The organism is Streptomyces sp. NPDC037288 (genome assembly GCF_055603265.1).
Genome location: NZ_JBVJVY010000044.1, coordinates 22,671 through 38,501 on the forward strand (window position 1 = coordinate 22,671; position 15,831 = coordinate 38,501).

13 protein-coding genes and 1 pseudogene are annotated in these 15,831 nt (G+C 73.2%); 8 read left to right on the plus strand and 6 right to left on the minus strand.

The window, feature by feature from the left end:
* Positions 1-418 precede the first annotated feature (418 nt).
* The gene (locus ACZ7GZ_RS34480; RefSeq protein ID WP_471030354.1) at positions 419-1,123 is read right to left on the minus strand and encodes an SDR family oxidoreductase; all 705 of its coding nucleotides are present in this window, start codon (positions 1,121-1,123) and stop codon (positions 419-421) included.
* Between the two features lie 163 nt (positions 1,124-1,286).
* Between ACZ7GZ_RS34480 and ACZ7GZ_RS34485 the strand changes: the two genes are divergently transcribed.
* The 4 genes from ACZ7GZ_RS34485 (at position 1,287) to ACZ7GZ_RS34500 (ending at position 6,792) form a co-directional block, all read left to right on the plus strand.
* Positions 1,287-2,396 (plus strand): 4Fe-4S binding protein, encoded by a 1,110-nt coding sequence (locus ACZ7GZ_RS34485; RefSeq protein WP_471030357.1) that lies wholly within the window; start codon positions 1,287-1,289, stop codon positions 2,394-2,396.
* Positions 2,397-3,165: 769 nt separating this feature from the next.
* Positions 3,166-4,521: a uracil-xanthine permease family protein gene (locus ACZ7GZ_RS34490; RefSeq protein ID WP_471030359.1), complete on the plus strand. Its 1,356-nt coding sequence runs from the start codon at positions 3,166-3,168 to the stop codon at positions 4,519-4,521.
* A gap of 43 nt (positions 4,522-4,564) precedes the next feature.
* The gene (locus ACZ7GZ_RS34495) at positions 4,565-6,085 is read left to right on the plus strand and encodes an amidohydrolase family protein (RefSeq protein WP_471030361.1); all 1,521 of its coding nucleotides are present in this window, start codon (positions 4,565-4,567) and stop codon (positions 6,083-6,085) included.
* On the plus strand, positions 6,082-6,792 hold the full coding sequence (locus ACZ7GZ_RS34500) for a sulfite exporter TauE/SafE family protein (protein WP_471030364.1): 711 nt from the start codon (positions 6,082-6,084) through the stop codon (positions 6,790-6,792). Before ACZ7GZ_RS34495 ends, ACZ7GZ_RS34500 begins: the two co-directional genes overlap by 4 nt.
* Positions 6,793-6,916: 124 nt before the next feature.
* On the opposite strand, the gene ACZ7GZ_RS34505 is transcribed toward ACZ7GZ_RS34500, so the two are convergent.
* Positions 6,917-8,008 carry a substrate-binding domain-containing protein gene (locus tag ACZ7GZ_RS34505; RefSeq protein WP_471030366.1) on the minus strand — a complete coding sequence of 364 codons (1,092 nt, stop codon included), beginning with the start codon at positions 8,006-8,008 and terminating at the stop codon, positions 6,917-6,919.
* Positions 8,009-9,020: 1,012 nt separating this feature from the next.
* Here ACZ7GZ_RS34505 and ACZ7GZ_RS34510 point away from each other — a divergent pair.
* Entirely contained in the window at positions 9,021-10,499 is a 1,479-nt protein-coding gene (locus tag ACZ7GZ_RS34510; RefSeq protein WP_471030412.1) for a glutamate-cysteine ligase family protein, read from the plus strand.
* A 6-nt stretch (positions 10,500-10,505) separates the two neighbouring features.
* Here ACZ7GZ_RS34510 and ACZ7GZ_RS34515 read toward each other — a convergent pair whose 3' ends face one another.
* Both ACZ7GZ_RS34515 and ACZ7GZ_RS34520 read right to left on the minus strand, forming a co-directional pair.
* Positions 10,506-11,879, minus strand: coding sequence for a S41 family peptidase (locus tag ACZ7GZ_RS34515; RefSeq protein ID WP_471030369.1), 1,374 nt, complete (start codon positions 11,877-11,879; stop codon positions 10,506-10,508).
* Positions 11,880-12,117: 238 nt separating this feature from the next.
* Positions 12,118-12,510 carry a winged helix-turn-helix transcriptional regulator gene (locus ACZ7GZ_RS34520; protein WP_471030371.1) on the minus strand — a complete coding sequence of 131 codons (393 nt, stop codon included), beginning with the start codon at positions 12,508-12,510 and terminating at the stop codon, positions 12,118-12,120.
* Positions 12,511-12,657: 147 nt separating this feature from the next.
* On the opposite strand from ACZ7GZ_RS34520, the gene ACZ7GZ_RS34525 reads away from it, so the two are divergent.
* From ACZ7GZ_RS34525 to ACZ7GZ_RS34535, 3 genes and pseudogenes are all read left to right on the plus strand, one after another.
* Complete coding sequence (locus tag ACZ7GZ_RS34525) at positions 12,658-13,308, plus strand: FMN-dependent NADH-azoreductase (RefSeq protein ID WP_471030373.1); 651 nt, start codon at positions 12,658-12,660, stop codon at positions 13,306-13,308.
* 376 nt (positions 13,309-13,684) lie between these two features.
* Positions 13,685-13,846 (plus strand): annotated as a pseudogene (locus tag ACZ7GZ_RS34530) (thioesterase family protein); the annotation flags it as partial.
* 87 nt (positions 13,847-13,933) lie between these two features.
* Positions 13,934-14,113 carry a hypothetical protein gene (locus tag ACZ7GZ_RS34535; protein WP_471030416.1) on the plus strand — a complete coding sequence of 60 codons (180 nt, stop codon included), beginning with the start codon at positions 13,934-13,936 and terminating at the stop codon, positions 14,111-14,113.
* A 120-nt stretch (positions 14,114-14,233) separates the two neighbouring features.
* Here the strand turns inward: ACZ7GZ_RS34535 and ACZ7GZ_RS34540 are convergent, their stop codons facing one another.
* Together ACZ7GZ_RS34540 and ACZ7GZ_RS34545 are read right to left on the minus strand one after the other, a co-directional pair.
* Positions 14,234-14,995 carry a cache domain-containing protein gene (locus ACZ7GZ_RS34540; RefSeq protein WP_471030375.1) on the minus strand — a complete coding sequence of 254 codons (762 nt, stop codon included), beginning with the start codon at positions 14,993-14,995 and terminating at the stop codon, positions 14,234-14,236.
* Positions 14,996-15,032: 37 nt separating this feature from the next.
* Positions 15,033-15,773: a FadR/GntR family transcriptional regulator gene (locus ACZ7GZ_RS34545; RefSeq protein ID WP_471030377.1), complete on the minus strand. Its 741-nt coding sequence runs from the start codon at positions 15,771-15,773 to the stop codon at positions 15,033-15,035.
* Between the last annotated feature and the right edge of the window lie 58 nt (positions 15,774-15,831).

Consider the following 15,831-nt stretch of genomic DNA (forward strand, 5'->3'; position numbering starts at 1 on the left):
CGCCCGCCCTCTCCAGGAAGATCTGGTGCGCGGAAGATCTGGTGCGCGCCACGCGGGTCCGTCACGGCGCTGCAGTGCACGGCCGCACGCCAGGCGCTGAAACCGTCCGCCGAACAGCCCGGCACCTCCGAAGGTCTCCCGGTCGAGCGGGGTGTCGAGCCCGTGCGGAAGCCGCTCGACCGCCTCGCGCATGCCGACGGCGTCGATGGCGTCCCACACCGGCCCGTGGTCATGGGTGCACGGCTGGCCGAGCGTGATGTCCTCCCTGGCGCGCGAGGGCACGCGAGGAGGAGGCTGGCTTCTTCCGGGGGTTCCTGCCGGACCTGGCCGCGGAGTTGATCGCGGCCGGCGGTGGAGGGGCGGCCGGGCATCCTCTGTCGAGGCGCCGAACGCGCGGTCGCCGTGGTGCAAGGCTTCCTCACTCGGCGAGCTGCGGATAGAGCGCCGCCAGATCCCCGGACAGCCCCGCCTTCACGCTCCGGGTGAGGTCGTCCGCCAGGACCTCGTGCGCCCCGGACTCGACGCCGTCCAGCGCCAGGGTGGCGATGTCGCCCGCAGCGGACTTGGGTGCGTCGATGTTCGTGGTCATGTCGGTGTCGATGTAGCCGACGTGCAGCCCGGTGACGGCGATGCCACGGGAACGCAGCTCCAGGCGCAGGGAGTTCGTCTGGGACCACAGGGCGGCCTTGGTGGCGCTGTACGAGCCGGCGACGCCGAGCCAGGAGAGGACGGAGTGGACGTTGAGGAGGTGTCCGCCGCCGTTGCGCTCGACGACCGGGACGAAGGACCGGGTGACCAGCAGCGGACCGTAGAAGTTGATCTCGAATTCGCGGCGTATGACGTCGACGGGAGTGTCGAGGAAGGACCTCGCGCCGAGCGAGACGCCGGCGTTGTTGACCAGGATCGTGACGTCCTGGGCCCGCGCCGCCACGGCCTCGACCGAGGCGGGGTCGGTGACCTCAAGGGCGAGCGGCTCGGCGTCGGGGTGGGACACGGTGCGCGGGTCGCGAGCCGTGGCGTACACCTTGGCGGCTCCGCGCCTGTACAACTCCTCCACCAGCGCCTTGCCCAGACCACGGCTGCCGCCGGTGACCAGTACGACCGAGTCCTTGATCGAAGTCATGTTCATCTCCCGAGAGAAAACCGATCGGTTTCCAGCAACCGTAAACCGATCGGTTTCCACGCGCAAGCGCACCCGACCGGTACCCACCGAGTCACCCCTTGCCTGAAGGCCCGGCCGACCGGCATAGTGAGTTTGGAATTCAAACTTAACCGGGAGGGGCAGGATGCGCGAGCAGGACACCACCGAGGAAGCAGCAGGTCACAGGCTGCCCGCCAAACTCGCCACCCACCCGTCCGTGCGAGCCTTACTGGCCGCTCGGTCGTCCGGCGGCCGGCCCGCGCCGCCCCCGGTGATCGACGCGGCGTGGCTGCGCGCACTGTGCCTGGAGGCCGGCGCGGACGACGCGGCAGCGGTGAGCCTGGACCATCCCGGCCTCGCCGGAGAACGCGAGCACGCGCTGGCCGCGCTGCCGGGAACGCGCTCGCTGGTCTCGCTGGTGGTCCGCATGAACCGCAACAACACGCGCTCGCCCGCGCGCAGCGTGGCCAACCAGGAGTTCCACCAGACCGACGAACAGGTCAACGCGGCGGCCCGTACGGTGGCCCGGGCGCTGGAGGACGCCGGCCATCGCGCGCTCAACCCGTCGGCCGGGTTTCCGCAGGAGATGGAACGCTTTCCGGGTCGTATCTGGGTGGTGGCCCACAAGACGGTCGCCGTGGCCGCCGGCCTGGGTGTGATGGGGCTGCACCGCAACGTCATCCACCCCCGCTTCGGCAACTTCGTGCTGCTCGCCACGGTGCTCGTGGACGCTCCGGTCAGCGCGTACGGGCAGGAGCTGGACCACAGCCCCTGTGTGGACTGCAAGTTGTGCGTGGCCGCCTGCCCGGTGGGCGCGATCGGCAGGGACGGCACGTTCGACGCCCTGGCCTGCACGACACACAACTACCGGGAGTTCATGAGCGGGTTCACCGACTGGGCGCAGACCGTGGCCGACAGCGAGGACGCCGCCGACTTCCGCTCCCGGGTCACCGACCCGGAGAACGCGTCGATGTGGCAGAGCCTCGCCTTCAAACCCAGCTACAAGTCCGGCTACTGCGTAGCCGTCTGTCCCGCCGGCGAGGACGTGCTCGGCCCCTACCTCGACGACCGCAGAACCTTCCTGGACACGGTCCTGCGTCCCCTCCAGGACAAGACCGAGACCCTGTACGTCCTGCCGGGCTCGCAGGCGCAGCGATACGACGAACGCCGCTTTCCGCACAAGCCGACCAAGGAGGTCACGGGCGGCTGGCGCGCTCCCGGGACGCAGCGCGCAGACCCGCCCGACGGAAACTGAGCGCCGGGACACCGCTGTGCCGGCGGTGGCCGTGCGGCCGGCACCGGGACCAGGCCAGTTCCCGGCCGTCGTAGGTGATGGAACCCGGAGGAGCCGTCCGGCTGATGCCGGGACGGTGAACGTCCCGCCGGAGCCGGGGCGGGGCGCTTCGGGCCACGGCGGGAGCAGGACGGGATGCGCACGGTCGCGCAGTGGGCCCGAGCGGGGACAGAAGGGGCGGGGAACGACCCGAGCGCATGGATTTACCGTTCCCCGCCCCGGCGTGTCGGCCCGCCTCGTCACGAACACGGGGGGACGACTCTGCGACCGGTCGGCCGAAAGCCTCGACTTCCCGATCTTGTTACAGACCCTCCGACGCCGATCGCCCGCGGGCCAGCGGAGCCGGTCCGGCCGGGTGACGCGGGCACCGGGCCATGGGCTGCACCGTCTCGGCACCGGGACCTGCTTCCCCCGGCTCGCGCGCCGTCGGCGTCTCCCCCGCCGCCGCCGCAGGCCGTGCCGCCCCCGCCACCCGGCAAGGCGGCCCTGGAACCGGGAACTACCGACGTGTGCCCGGTAGTTGACAGGGGAAGCCTTGGCCGGCCGTTTGCGGGGCCGAGGCCGTGACGGTCGCCGAGAGGAGCACCAGGCTTGCCCTCCGCACCCCTTGACCGATCCCCCACCGACGGCTCCATACTGGCGGCCAAATCGATGTGGCCAAATCGATTTGGCCGCCGTCCACGGCCGGATCGTCGAGGCCTGAGCCGAGCGAGCCGAACGGAGCCCGCACGTGTCCAGTCCCGTACATCCCGTCGACGAGTCCCGTCCCCTCGGGCGGATCCTGCTCTTCGGTGTGCAGCACGTCCTCGTCATGGCGGCGACACCGATCTCCGCGATCTTCCTGATGAGCGCCACCCTCCGGCTCAGTCCCGGCATCACCGTCGACCTGCTCTCGGCGGCCCTACTGCTGTCCGGGATCGGCTCGCTCGTGCAGTCACTCGGCCCCTGGAAGTTCGGGCCCCGGCTGCCGTTCGTGATGCTGCCGGGCGGAGCGCCACTGATCCTGTTCCTGTCGATCGCGCAGCAGCACGGACTGCGCACGGCGACCGGCGCGGTACTCCTCACCGCCGCCTTCACCTTCCTGGTGCTGCCGCTGTTCGCGCGCCTGCTGAGATTCTTCCCGCCGCTGGTCATCGGCACGATGATCGTGATCGTCGGGGTCAACCTGGTGAAGGTCGGCGCGCTGCTGGTCACCGGGCAGCCCGGCACGCCGGGCTTCGCCGATCCGGCCCGGCTCGGGCTGGCCTTCGCCACCATCGCCCTGATCGTCGTGTTCACCCGGCTGCTGCGCGGTGTCCTGCGGCAACTCGCCGTACTGCTCGGCCTCACGGCCGGCACGGCCCTCGCCTGCGCCCTCGGGCAGGTCCACCCGGGCTCCGCCCTGGCGGGCCAACTGGTGGGCGTGCCGCGGCCGTTGCCGTTCGGCACACCCGTCTTCGACCTGCTCGCCGCGCTGCCCCTGCTGCTGTACAGCCTCGCGTCCATGGCGGAGGCGACCGGGCAGACCGTCATCAACGCGGAGGCGGTCGGCAAGGACATCGACGTGCGGACCGACGTACCGCGCACCATCCGCGGGGACGCCCTGACCTCACTGCTCGGCGGCTGCTTCGGCCTGCCGTTGATGGTGACCAGCGGGGAGAACATCGGCATCGTCCGGGTCACCGGCGTGCGCAGCCGGTATGTCACGGCCGCCGCGGGCGTCGTTCTCGTCGTCCTCGGCTTTGTGACCCCGGTCGCGCGGGCGATCACCGTGATGCCGTCGGCGGTGGTCGGCGGAGCCGCGATGGTCGTCTTCGCGGTGATCACCGTCCTCGGCGTGCAGATGCTCGGCCGGGCCCGGCTCGAGGACCACACGGCCACGGTGACCTGCGCGGTCGCGGTCGCGCTGGGGCTGCTGCCGATCCTGGTGCCCGGTGTGTACGCCGGTTTCCCGTCCGGCGTGCGGATCCTGCTGGAGAGCGGGGTCGCCGTGGGCGCCCTCGTCGCCGCCGTCCTCAACGTCGTCTTCCACCACCTGGGGCGGCACCCCGCGGACACCACCGCCGCCGTGCCGGCCGAGGCGCCGGGTCCCGCCGCCCGTGTCTGACCTCCCGCACAGCCCCTCTTCCCCTTTCGAACAACGGAGAAGCATGACCGACCTGACCCCCGACCGGCTCCGCCATGACGCGCTGCTGCTGGTCCCCGACGTGACGCTCACCCCCGACGGCCCGCTGGAGCTGCACGCGGTGGTCGTACGGGACGGCGTGTTCGGCGACGTCGGCCCGGTCGAGCGGATCGTCCGTACGCACCCGTCGCTGACCCCCGTCCGGCTGCCCGGACAGGTGCTGATGCCGGGTTTCGTCGACGCCCACCACCATCTGACGCAGAGCTTCGGCGGTGCCCTGGCCTTCGGGGAGCCGTCGGAGATCTTCCGCCGGGTGTGGGTGCCGCTGGAGCGCGCCCTGGACGAGGAGTCGGCGTACGTCGCCGCGAAACTGGCCGCGCTGGAGTCCCTGCGGGGCGGTTTCACGACGGTCGCCGAGTCGGGGACCCGGGCCACGGTGGACGTGGACGTGGTGGCCTCGGCCGCGCGCGACGCGGGCATCCGCTGCGTGCTGGGGCTGATCTGCAACGACGCCTCCGACGGCACCGGCGACGACGCGGATCCGCGGGCCGTGCTCGCCGCCGCCGAGCAGCACCTCGCGCGCTACGGCGCCGACGACCTGGTCCATCCCTCGCTCGCCGTCTCCGTGCCGGAGGCCGCGACCGCACACACGCTGGCGGCGACGGCGCGGCTCGCCGCCGACGCGGGCACGGTCGTACAGATCCACGTGAACGAACACCTCGTCGCCGTCGAGCGGTCCCTGGTCCGGCACGGGCTGCGGCCCCTGGAGTATCTGCACCATGTGGGCGCGCTGGGCCCGCAGCTGCTGGCCGCGCACGCGACGCTGCTCACCCCGGCCGAGGTCACGCTGCTCGCGGACAGCGGCACGGCGGTGAGCTACAACCCGGTCGCCAGCGCGTGGAAGGGCAACGCCGTCGCCCCCGCGACCGCCTTCGCCGAGCGCGGCATCCGGTTCGGCCTGGGCACCGACGGGACGCGCGGGGACGGTTTCCGGCTCGCGGACGCGGCGGAGTTCGCTCAGCGGCTCGCCTACGGCCTGGCCAGCGGCGACTCCTCCTGCGGCGCCGGCTGGACGTGGTGGGAGCGGGCCACGGCGGGCGGCGCGGACGCAGTCGGACTCGGCCGGCGCACGGGACGCGTCGTGTCCGGTGCCGCCGCGGACTTCCTCCTGGTGGACGTCGGGGGGCCGGAGATGCAGCCGTCCTGGGACCTGCCGTGGGAGCTGGTCCGGCGCGGCAACCGGGACCAGCTCACCGCCGTGTTCGTCGCCGGCCGGCTGCGCCTGTGGCACGGCTGGCCGCCGGACTGGGACGGACCGGCACTGGTGCGACGGGCCGCCGAACTGGGCCCGCGCGTGGTACGGCGCGCCGGGGTGGCACGGACCCATCCGACATCGGTGACCGCACGGCAGCGGGCGGCGACGCCGGACGCCTCCGCGTCCCCGCGGACCACACTCACGGCCGGGAACACCCCCACCGTCCCAGCGCCCCATGGGCACCCGTACGGCTCCGCCCTCTCCGCGCCCTGTCCCGGTGGCCGGCGATGAGCGCCGGCACCCTGGCGGTACTGGCGTTGACCGTCGCGGCGGCGGCGTTCGTGCAGGGGACCAGCGGCCTCGGGTTCGCACTGATCGTCGCGCCGGTCGCCGGTCTCGTCGATCCGGCGCTGCTACCGGTGTTCGTGCTGACCGCGATGATCCCGCTCAACCTGTACGTCGCCTGGCGCGAGCGGCACAGTCTCGATCTGCGCGGCGCCCGGTGGATCACGGCGGCGCGGCTGACGGCGACACCGGCGGGGCTGGCGCTGCTGTGGGCGATCCCGCAGGGCGCGCTCGGAGCCGTCGTCGGCGCGGCAACGGTACTGGCGGCCGTGGTGAGTCTCGTCGTGCCGTCGTTCGTGCCCGGGCGCGGAGCCTATGTGGGCGCCGGTGTCGTCACCGGGCTGACCGAGACCGCGACCGGAGTGGGCGGCCCGCCCCTCGCCCTCGTCTACCAGCACCGGCCGCCGGGCGAGCTGCGGGCGACGGTCGCCGCCTGCTTCCTGGTGGGCGAAGTCGCCTCACTCCTCCTGCTGTTCGTCACCGGGCGGGGACGTCCGGCGGACATGGGCTGGGCACTCCTGCTGCTGCCGGCGCTCGCCGCGGGGGCCTGGCTGAGCCGGCTCGCGCACCGTCGGGTCGACGCGCGGCGGATGCGGGCGTTCGTCCTCGTCTTCGCCCTGGTGTCCGGGGTGGTGCTGATGACGGGGACGTGACACACCTCTGACGGACGGGCCCCGCTGTGCCCTGCTGTCGGACGGGCCCCGTTGTCCCCCGCCGCCGGACGGACCCTGTTCCACACCGTCGCCGGTCGGACCCCGGTCTACGCCGTCCCCGTGTCTACGCCGTCCACGTGCGCGTTCCGCCGGTCCCGGGCGGTGGGCGGCGCAGCGACGAGGTGCGCAGGACGAGCCGGGGGGCGGCGGAGGGCAGCCCGCCGCCGGTCGCCGCGGGCCCGGCCGGGCCGGTGGCCGGGCCCGCGCCCAGCCGGGCGAGCAGCAGTTCCACCGCGTCCGCGGCGGCGCGGTCCAGCCGCAGGTCGACCGCGGTGAGCGGCGGTTCGCAGGTGCGGGCGCGCAGCCCGTCGTACCGGGTGACGACCATGACGTCGTCGGGAACACGGCGTCCCGCCTCCCGCAGTGCCCGTACGGCGCCGACGGCGAAGGCGTCGACCAGCACGCACAGCGCGTCGATGCCGGGGTGCTGCGCGAGCAGCGCGGCGCATCGGTCGTACCCCGCCTGCTCGCCGCCCTCCTCCGGGGCGGTGGCGACGATCGGCGGCCAGCCGTGCGCGGCGGCGGTCTGTTCGTAGACCGCGCGGGCGTCGACCGAGGAGTGGCGGGTGCCCGCGCCGACGATGAGTGCCGGGCTGCGGGCGCCCTGGTCGCGCAGATGGTCCAGAAGCAGTTCGACCACCCTGCCGCCGTGCAGATCCACGTAGGGGGCGTCGTCGTCGGGCGCGGTGGGCCGGCCCAGGGCGACGTACGGCAGTCCGCGCTCGCGCAGTTGGGCCACGGCCGCGTCGTCCGCCTCGGGCTCGACCACGATCGCGCCGTCGATGTCGACGGAGTACAGCGCGGCTCCGGACCGCACGGGCGGGATCAGCACCAGGGCGTAGTCGTGGACGAGGGCCCGCTCGGCCGCCGCGGCGGCCACCTCCATGTAGAAGCCGAGCCGTGAGGGGCCGCCGGCCACCGCGAACGGCATCGAGGACGCCAGCGCGATGGCCTTGGCCTGGCCCCGGCGCAGCCGCTGGGCGCGCAGGTTGGGCCGGTACCCCAGCTCGGCGGCGATCTTCTTGATGCGTTCGCGGGTCCGTGGGTCGACCTTGCCGATGCCGTTGAGGGCGTGGGACACCGTGGTCCGCGACACCGACGCCGCGGCGGCGACGTCGGCGATCGTGGGCCGGCGAGCGCCCTGCGAGGTGGTCATGGGCCCATCTTCGCAATCTCCGCCCACCGGAGCCAGCACGATCCCGCACCGACGGCCGGCCGGCCCGGCAACGGGAGCTGTACGTACGGGCGTTCACGCGAAGCCGGCACCTGCGCGGGGGAGCAGGTGAGGGTGTTGCCGGCCGGACCGTCATGGATGTCGGCACTCGGCGAGGGGTCGCCGGGCGTTCCGCTGAGTGCGCACTCGGCTGTGCCGAGGTTCTCGGCGTCCAGGCCACCGGCCACGGCCGCCTTCGCCCCGGGCCTGGGAGCCGGGCCGCGCTGATCGCGCTGATCGCGCTGATCTGCGCCACGGACGCCGATCCCGAGTGGCCTGCGGGGCGGCGGGCGGCCTGTCCCGGCCACACCGGGTACCTGCTGGTCTCGGGGATCACCCCCGCCGCGGCAGGACAGCCTTCGCCGACTTTCCCCGCCCGGGGCCCGCAGCGGCAGCGGCCCGCGTCGCCCGGTTCCACGTCACCCGGGGCTGCCCCGGCGCCTGCGTGGCCGGATCCTTCGGTGAGGCGGCCGTCGCCGCCGAGGTCGTGCGCGCCGGCCGACTCCGCAACGGCCGACGGGTGCTCCGCGACGAGACGTGCGCCGCCCTCGTCCGCGATCAGCGTCCCGCCGGGGTCGTCGGCGAGGCGATCGGCGTCCCCGCGCGGTGGGGGCTGGCACTGATGCCGGCCACGTTCGGCTCCGGCCGGCACTGCTCGCCGCGCACCTCCGGCCGCACCGGCGGCGGCGCGTGCGTGGTCCTGCCGGATCCGGACGCGGGGGCGACGAGCGCCGCCCGCTTCAACGGCACCGCACCGCTCGCCGACCGCATCCGCCGCGACCACGTGCCGTGCACGGCCGAACTCTGGGCGAGCGCGGTGTCGACGTGCCTCTTACGAGAGACTCCGGCGCGGAGGTCCACCGCCGCGCGGCTGCGGGCCACGCTTGGTGGGGCTCGCGTGATGGTGCGACTCTGGGTGGAGAGGTCTGCGACGAGGGGAAATCCTGGAGGGCCGATGGGACGCGACGTCCCGGCGCTCGTCTTCACCCGCGAGGACCGCCGCCGGTACCGGATCAAGATGCACGAGTGCCTCGACGCGCTGGCGCAGATGCTGCGCGAGTCACGGTTCGAGTCCGAGCGGCCGCAGGTCGGCCTGGAGATAGAGCTGAACCTGGTGGGTGAGGACGCCGAGCCGGCGATGCGCAACACCGATGCGCTGAAGGCGATCTCCGACCCCGCCTGGTCCACCGAGCTGGGCCGGTTCAATCTGGAGATCAACGTCCCGCCCCGGCGGCTGATCGCGGGCGGACCCGACGCGTGGGAGTCGGAGATCCGCGCCGCGCTGAACCACGCCGACGAGCGGGCCAGGTCGATCGGCACCCGGCTGATCATGATCGGGATCCTGCCCACCCTGCGCCAGGAGGACATCGGCGAGGAATCCCTGTCGGAGAACCCGCGCTACCAGCTGCTCAACGACCAGATCTTCGCGGCCCGGGGCGAGGACCTGCGCATCGAGGTGGACGGTGTGGACCGGCTGCGGACGTACGCGGACACGATCACCCCGGAGGCCGCGTGCACCAGCACGCAGTTCCATCTGCAGGTGTCGCCCGAGGAGTTCGCCGGTTACTGGAACGCGGCACAGGCCATCGCGGGGGTCCAGGTCGCGCTGGCGGCGAACGCACCGTTCCTGTTCGGCAAGGAGCTGTGGCACGAGACCCGTGTCCCGCTGTTCGAGCAGGCCACGGACACCCGCCCGGACGAGATCAAGGTGCAGGGCGTACGGCCCCGGGTGTGGTTCGGCGAGCGGTGGATCAACAGCGTCTTCGACCTCTTCGAGGAGAACCTGCGCTACTTCCCCGCGCTCCTCCCGCTGTGCGACGAGCAGGACCCGGTGGAGACGCTGGACCGCGGAGACACCCCCGAACTCGGCGAACTGACCCTGCACAACGGCACGATCTACCGCTGGAACCGCCCGGTGTACGCCGTCTCGCACGACCTGCCGCACATCCGGGTGGAGAACCGGGTGCTGCCCGCCGGACCGACCGTCGCCGACACCCTCGCCAACGGTGCCTTCTACTACGGGCTCACCCGCGCCCTGGTGGAGGAGGACCGGCCGGTGTGGTCGCGGATGTCGTTCGCGGCCGCCGAGGAGAATCTGCACACCGCCGCCCGGCACGGCATCGACGCCCTGCTGTACTGGCCGGGGATGGGCGAGGTGCCGGTGCCGGAACTGGTCCTGCGGCGGCTGCTGCCGCTGGCGCACCGGGGCCTGGAGCACTCCGGCATGGACGCGGCGTGGCGGGAGCCGCTGCTCGGCATCATCGAGCAGCGCTGTGTGACGGCGCGCAACGGCGCCGTGTGGCAGAAGGAGATGTTCCACCACCTCGACGCCGCCGCGCACGCGGGCCGGCACGAGGCGCTGCGCCGGATGACCCAGCTGTACATCGACTACATGCATCTCAACGCGCCCGTCCACACCTGGCCGGTGGACTGAGCCTGCTCAGCCGCGCCCGCTCAGCAGGTTCACGGCCCGGTCGAAGGCCGAGTCACGGTTCTTCGCGAACTCCTCCTTGGTGAAGACCGGTTCGGTCAGCTGCGGCGGGATGCCCGTGCCGTCGAAGGCGCGGCCGGTGCGGGTGAGGTACTCCTCGTTCGGCAGGCCGAAGAACAGGCCGTCGGGCAGGGAGCGCACCATCACGTCCGAGAAGACGCCCTGGGTGGGCTGCCCGATCCGCACGGTCGGCCCGGGCCGGTCCAGGAGGGCCTGGGTGAAGGTCTCGCCCGCGCTGACCGTCGAGCCGCCGGTGAGGACGGCGACGGGGCCGGTGTAGCGGGGCGCGTCGGCCGGGACGACGCGGACGGGTTCGGGGCGGGTGCGACGGGTGGGGTCGGCCGGGTCGTTGCGGGCCCGCTTCGCGTACGCGGTGTACGGCGTGTCGGTCAGCCGCTGGGCGATGCGGATGCCGAGGCTGTCGGAGCCGCCGCCGTTGACCCGCAGGTCGATGACGAGCCCTTTGAGCCGTTCGGTACGGCCGGGGGTGAGCACGGTGTTCAACGCCCGGTCTAGTACGGCCTGTTCGGCGGTGTACGGCGCGCCGTCGCCGGCGTAGCCGCCGAAGCCGGAGATCCGCAGATAGCCGAGGCCGCCCCGCAGGTCGGCGTAGGTGATGCGGCCGGCGGCGAAGTCCTGACGGTGGAGGGCGTCCCTGAGGTCGCGGGCCAGGACGAACTTTTTGACCTCGGCGTCCAGTTCCGGGCCCGGGTTCTCCGTGCCGGGGCGGACCTGGCCGAAGACGCGGCCGCCGTCCATCACCGTGACATGGGCGTCGTACAGCGGACGCACCATCCGGCTGAGGATCCCGAAGAGTTCGTCCTTGGTGGTGTCCTTGTGCACCAGCGGCCGGTACCGGTCGCGGACGGCGTGCCAGTCGATGCCCTTCTGGGTGAAGAAGGGGTAGTTCTCCTCGAAGGTGTGCCAGAAGACGTCGAATGCGGTGCGCGGGTCGGTGGGGGCCGGTCGTGTGCAGTCGGCGGGCAGGGCGCTCAGGCGGCGCAGCTTCCGGTGTCCCACCGAACTGTCGGCGAAGAGCAGGGCGTGATCGCGGTCGTGCACGGTCCGTACGGTGAGCATGGAGCCGTCCGGGGCCGCGTACGTTCCGGGGCCGGTCTGCCGCGAGGTGTCGCCCTTCAGGCAGCTGACGGAGGCCGTCTGGTACTCCTGCAGCACTCCCCCGCCGAGCACGAGCACGGTGCCGTAACCGTCCATGCGCCACACCCCGTCGGTACCGGGCGGCCCCGTTCGGGCGGCGGTCGCGGCCGGCACGGCTCCGGCGGCGAGGACCAGGGTGGCGACGGTGGCCGTCAGGGTGCGCACGAGCATGTCCTTCCGACGTCGGTTGGCGGAAGACCACCGTCGCCGACGCGCCCCGGCGCGCACCATCCGGCCAGCCGGTGCATCGGCGGGGGGACAACCCCCGCCCCTCACACGGCCCCGGTCACACCGTTCGGCGGAAGGCACCGGTGTCCTGCGACGGATCAGGTCCCGGTCCGACCCTGCCGTAGGCGCACGACGGGTGGCCCGCGGCGCCCACCGTGGTGTCCGCGGCCGGGCGCTAAGCCTGCGACCGGGGTGACCGCTCGCGGTCCATGCCGGGGCACGGCGGCTTGTCGGGCAGGTGCGACTTCGCCCACTCGGCCAGTTCCCGGAGCGCCGGTTCCAGGGCGGCCCCTGCCTCGGTCAGCCGGTAGGACACCCGCAGCGGCGGCCCCTCGTCGACCTGGCGGAGCACGAGTCCGGCCGCGCCGAGTTCCGCGAGCCGGTCGGACAGCATGCGCTCACTGATGCCGGGGACGGCCCGGCGCAGGTCGGCGAAGTGTGCGGGCTGCTCCACGAGGACGGCCACGATCGGGCCGCTCCAGCGCTTTCCGAGCAGCTGGAAGACACGGGTGATGCCCTCGTCCACCCGCTTGCACGCCGCGCTGTCGTGGGTCACGTCCGCCGCCATGTGATCAGGGTACTACCCCGACGTAGGGGGATGAAAAAAAGTAAGTCCCTGTGTTAGAGATAGTCAGGTACAAAAGCTCAGCCCTCGGCGAGCGCCGTCGCGGGCCACCTCGCCCCTTGTCCCTCTTCATCCCGTTCTGGAGTCACCATGGCCACCCTGCTGCACATCGACTCGTCCGTGTCCCCCGCCGAGGCCTCCACCTCGCGCGCCGTGGCGGCGGCCTTCCGCGCGCACTGGCAGGAGCAGCACCCCGACGGCACGGTCGTCTACCGCGACCTGTCGGCGCAGCCCGTCCCGCACATCACCGCCGACGCGCACACCGCCGGCTTCGCCGACCCGGCCTCGCACACGCCCGGGCAGGCCGCGGCCTTCGACGAGCGCGTCCGGCTCATCGAGGAGCTGGAGCAGGCCGACGCGGTACTGATCGGCGCCCCGATGTACAACTTCTCGATTCCCTCGACGCTGAAGGCCTGGCTGGACAACGTCGTCCTCCTCGGCCGTACCGCGGGCGAGGCCCCGTCCGCCAAGGGCACCCCGGTGACCGTGGTCGCCAGCCGGGGCGGCTCGTACGCGCCGGGCACCCCGCGCGAGGGATACGAGTACGTCCAGAACTACCTCACGGCCGTCCTCGCCGACGCCCTCGGCCTGGACGTCGACTTCATCGTCCCGGAGCTGACCATGGCCCCGCAGAACCCGGCGATGACCGAGCTGGTCCCGCTGTACGAGGCCTCCCGCGACCGCGCCTTCGAGGAGGCCGCCGCGAAGGCCAAGCAGCTCGCGGAGCGCCTCGCGGCCTGACCGGCCCGCCCGACTCGCCCGGCGCCGCCCTGTGCGTGTCGCCGGGCGAGTCGCTTCAGCGGGCGAAGGCCGTACTGGCCGGCGCGACGTGCGTGCCGGTGCCGGCCACGACGCTCAGAGCGGCAGGTCGCGCAGGCGGTGGACGACGAGGATCACCATGATCGCGGCGGGCGTCCGGGGCTGGAGGTACCGCACGGTCCGGCTCGCACGCACCGGGCCGACCGCGGTGCACGAAGAGCTGCAGCCACAGGATGCGGCGTCCGGGCCAGGAGCGGGCCGGCTCCCCCGCCGCCACCACTTCGTCCGGTCACGGACGTACTCTGCAACGACCCGCTCAACGTGCCGCGCGCACGGACGTCTTGAGGAGAGGCACCCGTCGCGAGCCAGCTACTTCGAGCGCGTAGACCCGCATCGCTATGAGCCCACCGGGCATGCGGGCGGCGCGTGGGACACCGACGAGATGTACTTCAGCCCGCTCGGCGGACTCGTGGTCCACGCGATCGACCAGCACCGCGCCGAGCGCCCGCCGAGCGGCCTGCGGCGACCGCCGCGGCCACGGCGAGGGTGCCCGGGTCCAGGAGGCGGGTGCCCGCCTGTTGATGCCGCCGTCCGCGAGGACGTGCTGGTGGACGGGCAGCCCGACATCGACCTGCTGCGGCCGGTGTCCCGGCTGGGCGGGAACGAGTGGGCACGGTGGGCGAGATCCACGAGCTGGCTCGCCTGCCGTACCGGGACCGGAAGCGCGGCCGAGCCCCGCGGTTCCTCGGCGAGCACCGGCACCAGGGCACGGCCGGCGAGTCCGTGAGCCGGCCTGCGTGCCGTACCGGGACCCGGGCGCGGCTGCCCCCCGGCTCCTCGTCAGGTCCGCGAGCTGGTCCGTGTGCCGTACCGGGACCGCGCGCACGCGACCGAGCCGCCCCGCTCCTCAGGCGAGCACCAGCACGAGGGGCACGCCCCGGCACGGCACCAGGCGCAGGCCGTCGTACGCGCCGGGCCGCGCCGCGCTGACCAGTCCGCCGAAGTCGGGGCCCTTGGTGAGGGAGCCGGCCAGATGGGCGGGGTCGGCGGAGGCGGCGACCCGGCCCCGGGCGTTGACCAGATGGGCGGGGCGGGCCAGGCGCCGCAGCAGCGGCAGGACGGCCGCCTCGAAGTGCCGCAGGTACACGTCGGCGGCGGCCACCCCGGCGAACCGACCCTCCCTCAGCACCGGTTCGGACAGGGTGAGGCTGTACTCGTCGGAGCAGAGATAGTCGACGTACGGTCCGGCCACCGCCCGGCGTCCGGTGTCGCGGGGCAGCGCGAACCAGTCCCAGTGCGTGTAGTCGGAGTACGCCGACTGACCGGGATCGAGGTCGAGGAGGAGCGGTCGGACGCCACCGTCGGCGCCCGACTGCCACCACTCCAGCCAGGCGGGCACGTCGGACAGCAGGCCGGGTGCCGCGACGAAACCGACTCCGGAGACCAGTTCCCCGCGGGTCAGATGCGGGTGCAGTCCGGGGCGGAGGGCGGCGAGGTCGGCGCTGGTGGGCCGCCGGTCCTGCGCGGCCACCCGGCGCAGCAGGGCCTCGGTGTCGGCGCGGATGGCGGCGACCGTCTCGAAGACGGCCTCCAGCGCACCACCGACCTGCGCGGCCACCCAGGTCTCCGTCTCGGTGTCGAAGGTGGCGAGCCCGGGCCTGACGCCCATGGTGTCCTCCAGCGGCCGGGAACCGGACGCGGTGCGGTCAGAGGGTGAGGCGTACGGCGACGAGCCGCGCCGTCGACTCCCTGACGCACCGCTCGGCCAGCGTGCCGGCCGTTTCGTGGGCCCCATCTTGCACGGCGGAGATGACGGAGCGGTGACGGTCCGCAACTTCTTCACGACATGCGTCGTCGGCGAGGACGAGGCACAGCAGTGCGCCGATCTCGCTCTGCAGGGCGACCTGTTCGCGGGTGAGCCGGGCGGACTGGGCGGCTGCCGCGAGTTCGACGTGGAAGCGGCCGTACAGCCGGCTGCGTGCCGCCGCGTCCTCGGCTCGCGTCAACTCCTCGGCTGTCCGGCGCAGTTGGCGCAGGTCCTCGGGTTCGGTGCGCTGCGCGGCGAGGCGGGCAGCGGCACCGGACAGGGCGGCCCAGTGGTCGCCCAGGTCGCGCAGTTCCTCGGTGCTCCAGCCGCGCAGCCGGGCCCTCAGCCGGTCGGCGGCGGGGACTTCGGGGAGGGAGACGAAGCTGCCGCCGCCGCGGCCCCGGCGGGTGGTGACCAGGCCCTGTTGGCGCAGGGCCATGAGTGCCTCGCGCAGCGTGACCGTGGAGACACCGAGCCGTCCGGCGAGCTCGCTCTCGCCGGGGAGCTGCTCGCCGTCGGCGAGGAGGCCCAGTTCGATGGCGTCGCCTAGGCGGCGGACGACCGCGTCCACGCGGGCCCGGCTGTCCACCGGGCTGAAGACGGCTCTGCGCGCCCGGCCGTCCCTCTCCTGATGCCTCACGGTCACCACCTCGTGCATTGACTCAAGCTTTACCTTAAGGGGACCTTGAGCTTAGAAC

Bases quoted from the DNA above. Each gene is read 5' to 3' on its own strand.
- ACZ7GZ_RS34540 (WP_471030375.1), bottom strand. From the start codon at position 14,995: ATGGGCGTCAGGCCCGGGCTCGCCACCTTCGACACCGAGACGGAGACC.
- ACZ7GZ_RS34485 (WP_471030357.1), top strand. From the start codon at position 1,287: ATGCGCGAGCAGGACACCACCGAGGAAGCAGCAGGTCACAGGCTGCCC.
- ACZ7GZ_RS34480 (WP_471030354.1), bottom strand. From the start codon at position 1,123: ATGACTTCGATCAAGGACTCGGTCGTACTGGTCACCGGCGGCAGCCGT.
- ACZ7GZ_RS34505 (WP_471030366.1), bottom strand. From the start codon at position 8,008: ATGACCACCTCGCAGGGCGCTCGCCGGCCCACGATCGCCGACGTCGCC.
- ACZ7GZ_RS34520 (WP_471030371.1), bottom strand. From the start codon at position 12,510: ATGGCGGCGGACGTGACCCACGACAGCGCGGCGTGCAAGCGGGTGGAC.
- ACZ7GZ_RS34510 (WP_471030412.1), top strand. From the start codon at position 9,021: ATGGGACGCGACGTCCCGGCGCTCGTCTTCACCCGCGAGGACCGCCGC.
- ACZ7GZ_RS34525 (WP_471030373.1), top strand. From the start codon at position 12,658: ATGGCCACCCTGCTGCACATCGACTCGTCCGTGTCCCCCGCCGAGGCC.
- ACZ7GZ_RS34500 (WP_471030364.1), top strand. From the start codon at position 6,082: ATGAGCGCCGGCACCCTGGCGGTACTGGCGTTGACCGTCGCGGCGGCG.
- ACZ7GZ_RS34495 (WP_471030361.1), top strand. From the start codon at position 4,565: ATGACCGACCTGACCCCCGACCGGCTCCGCCATGACGCGCTGCTGCTG.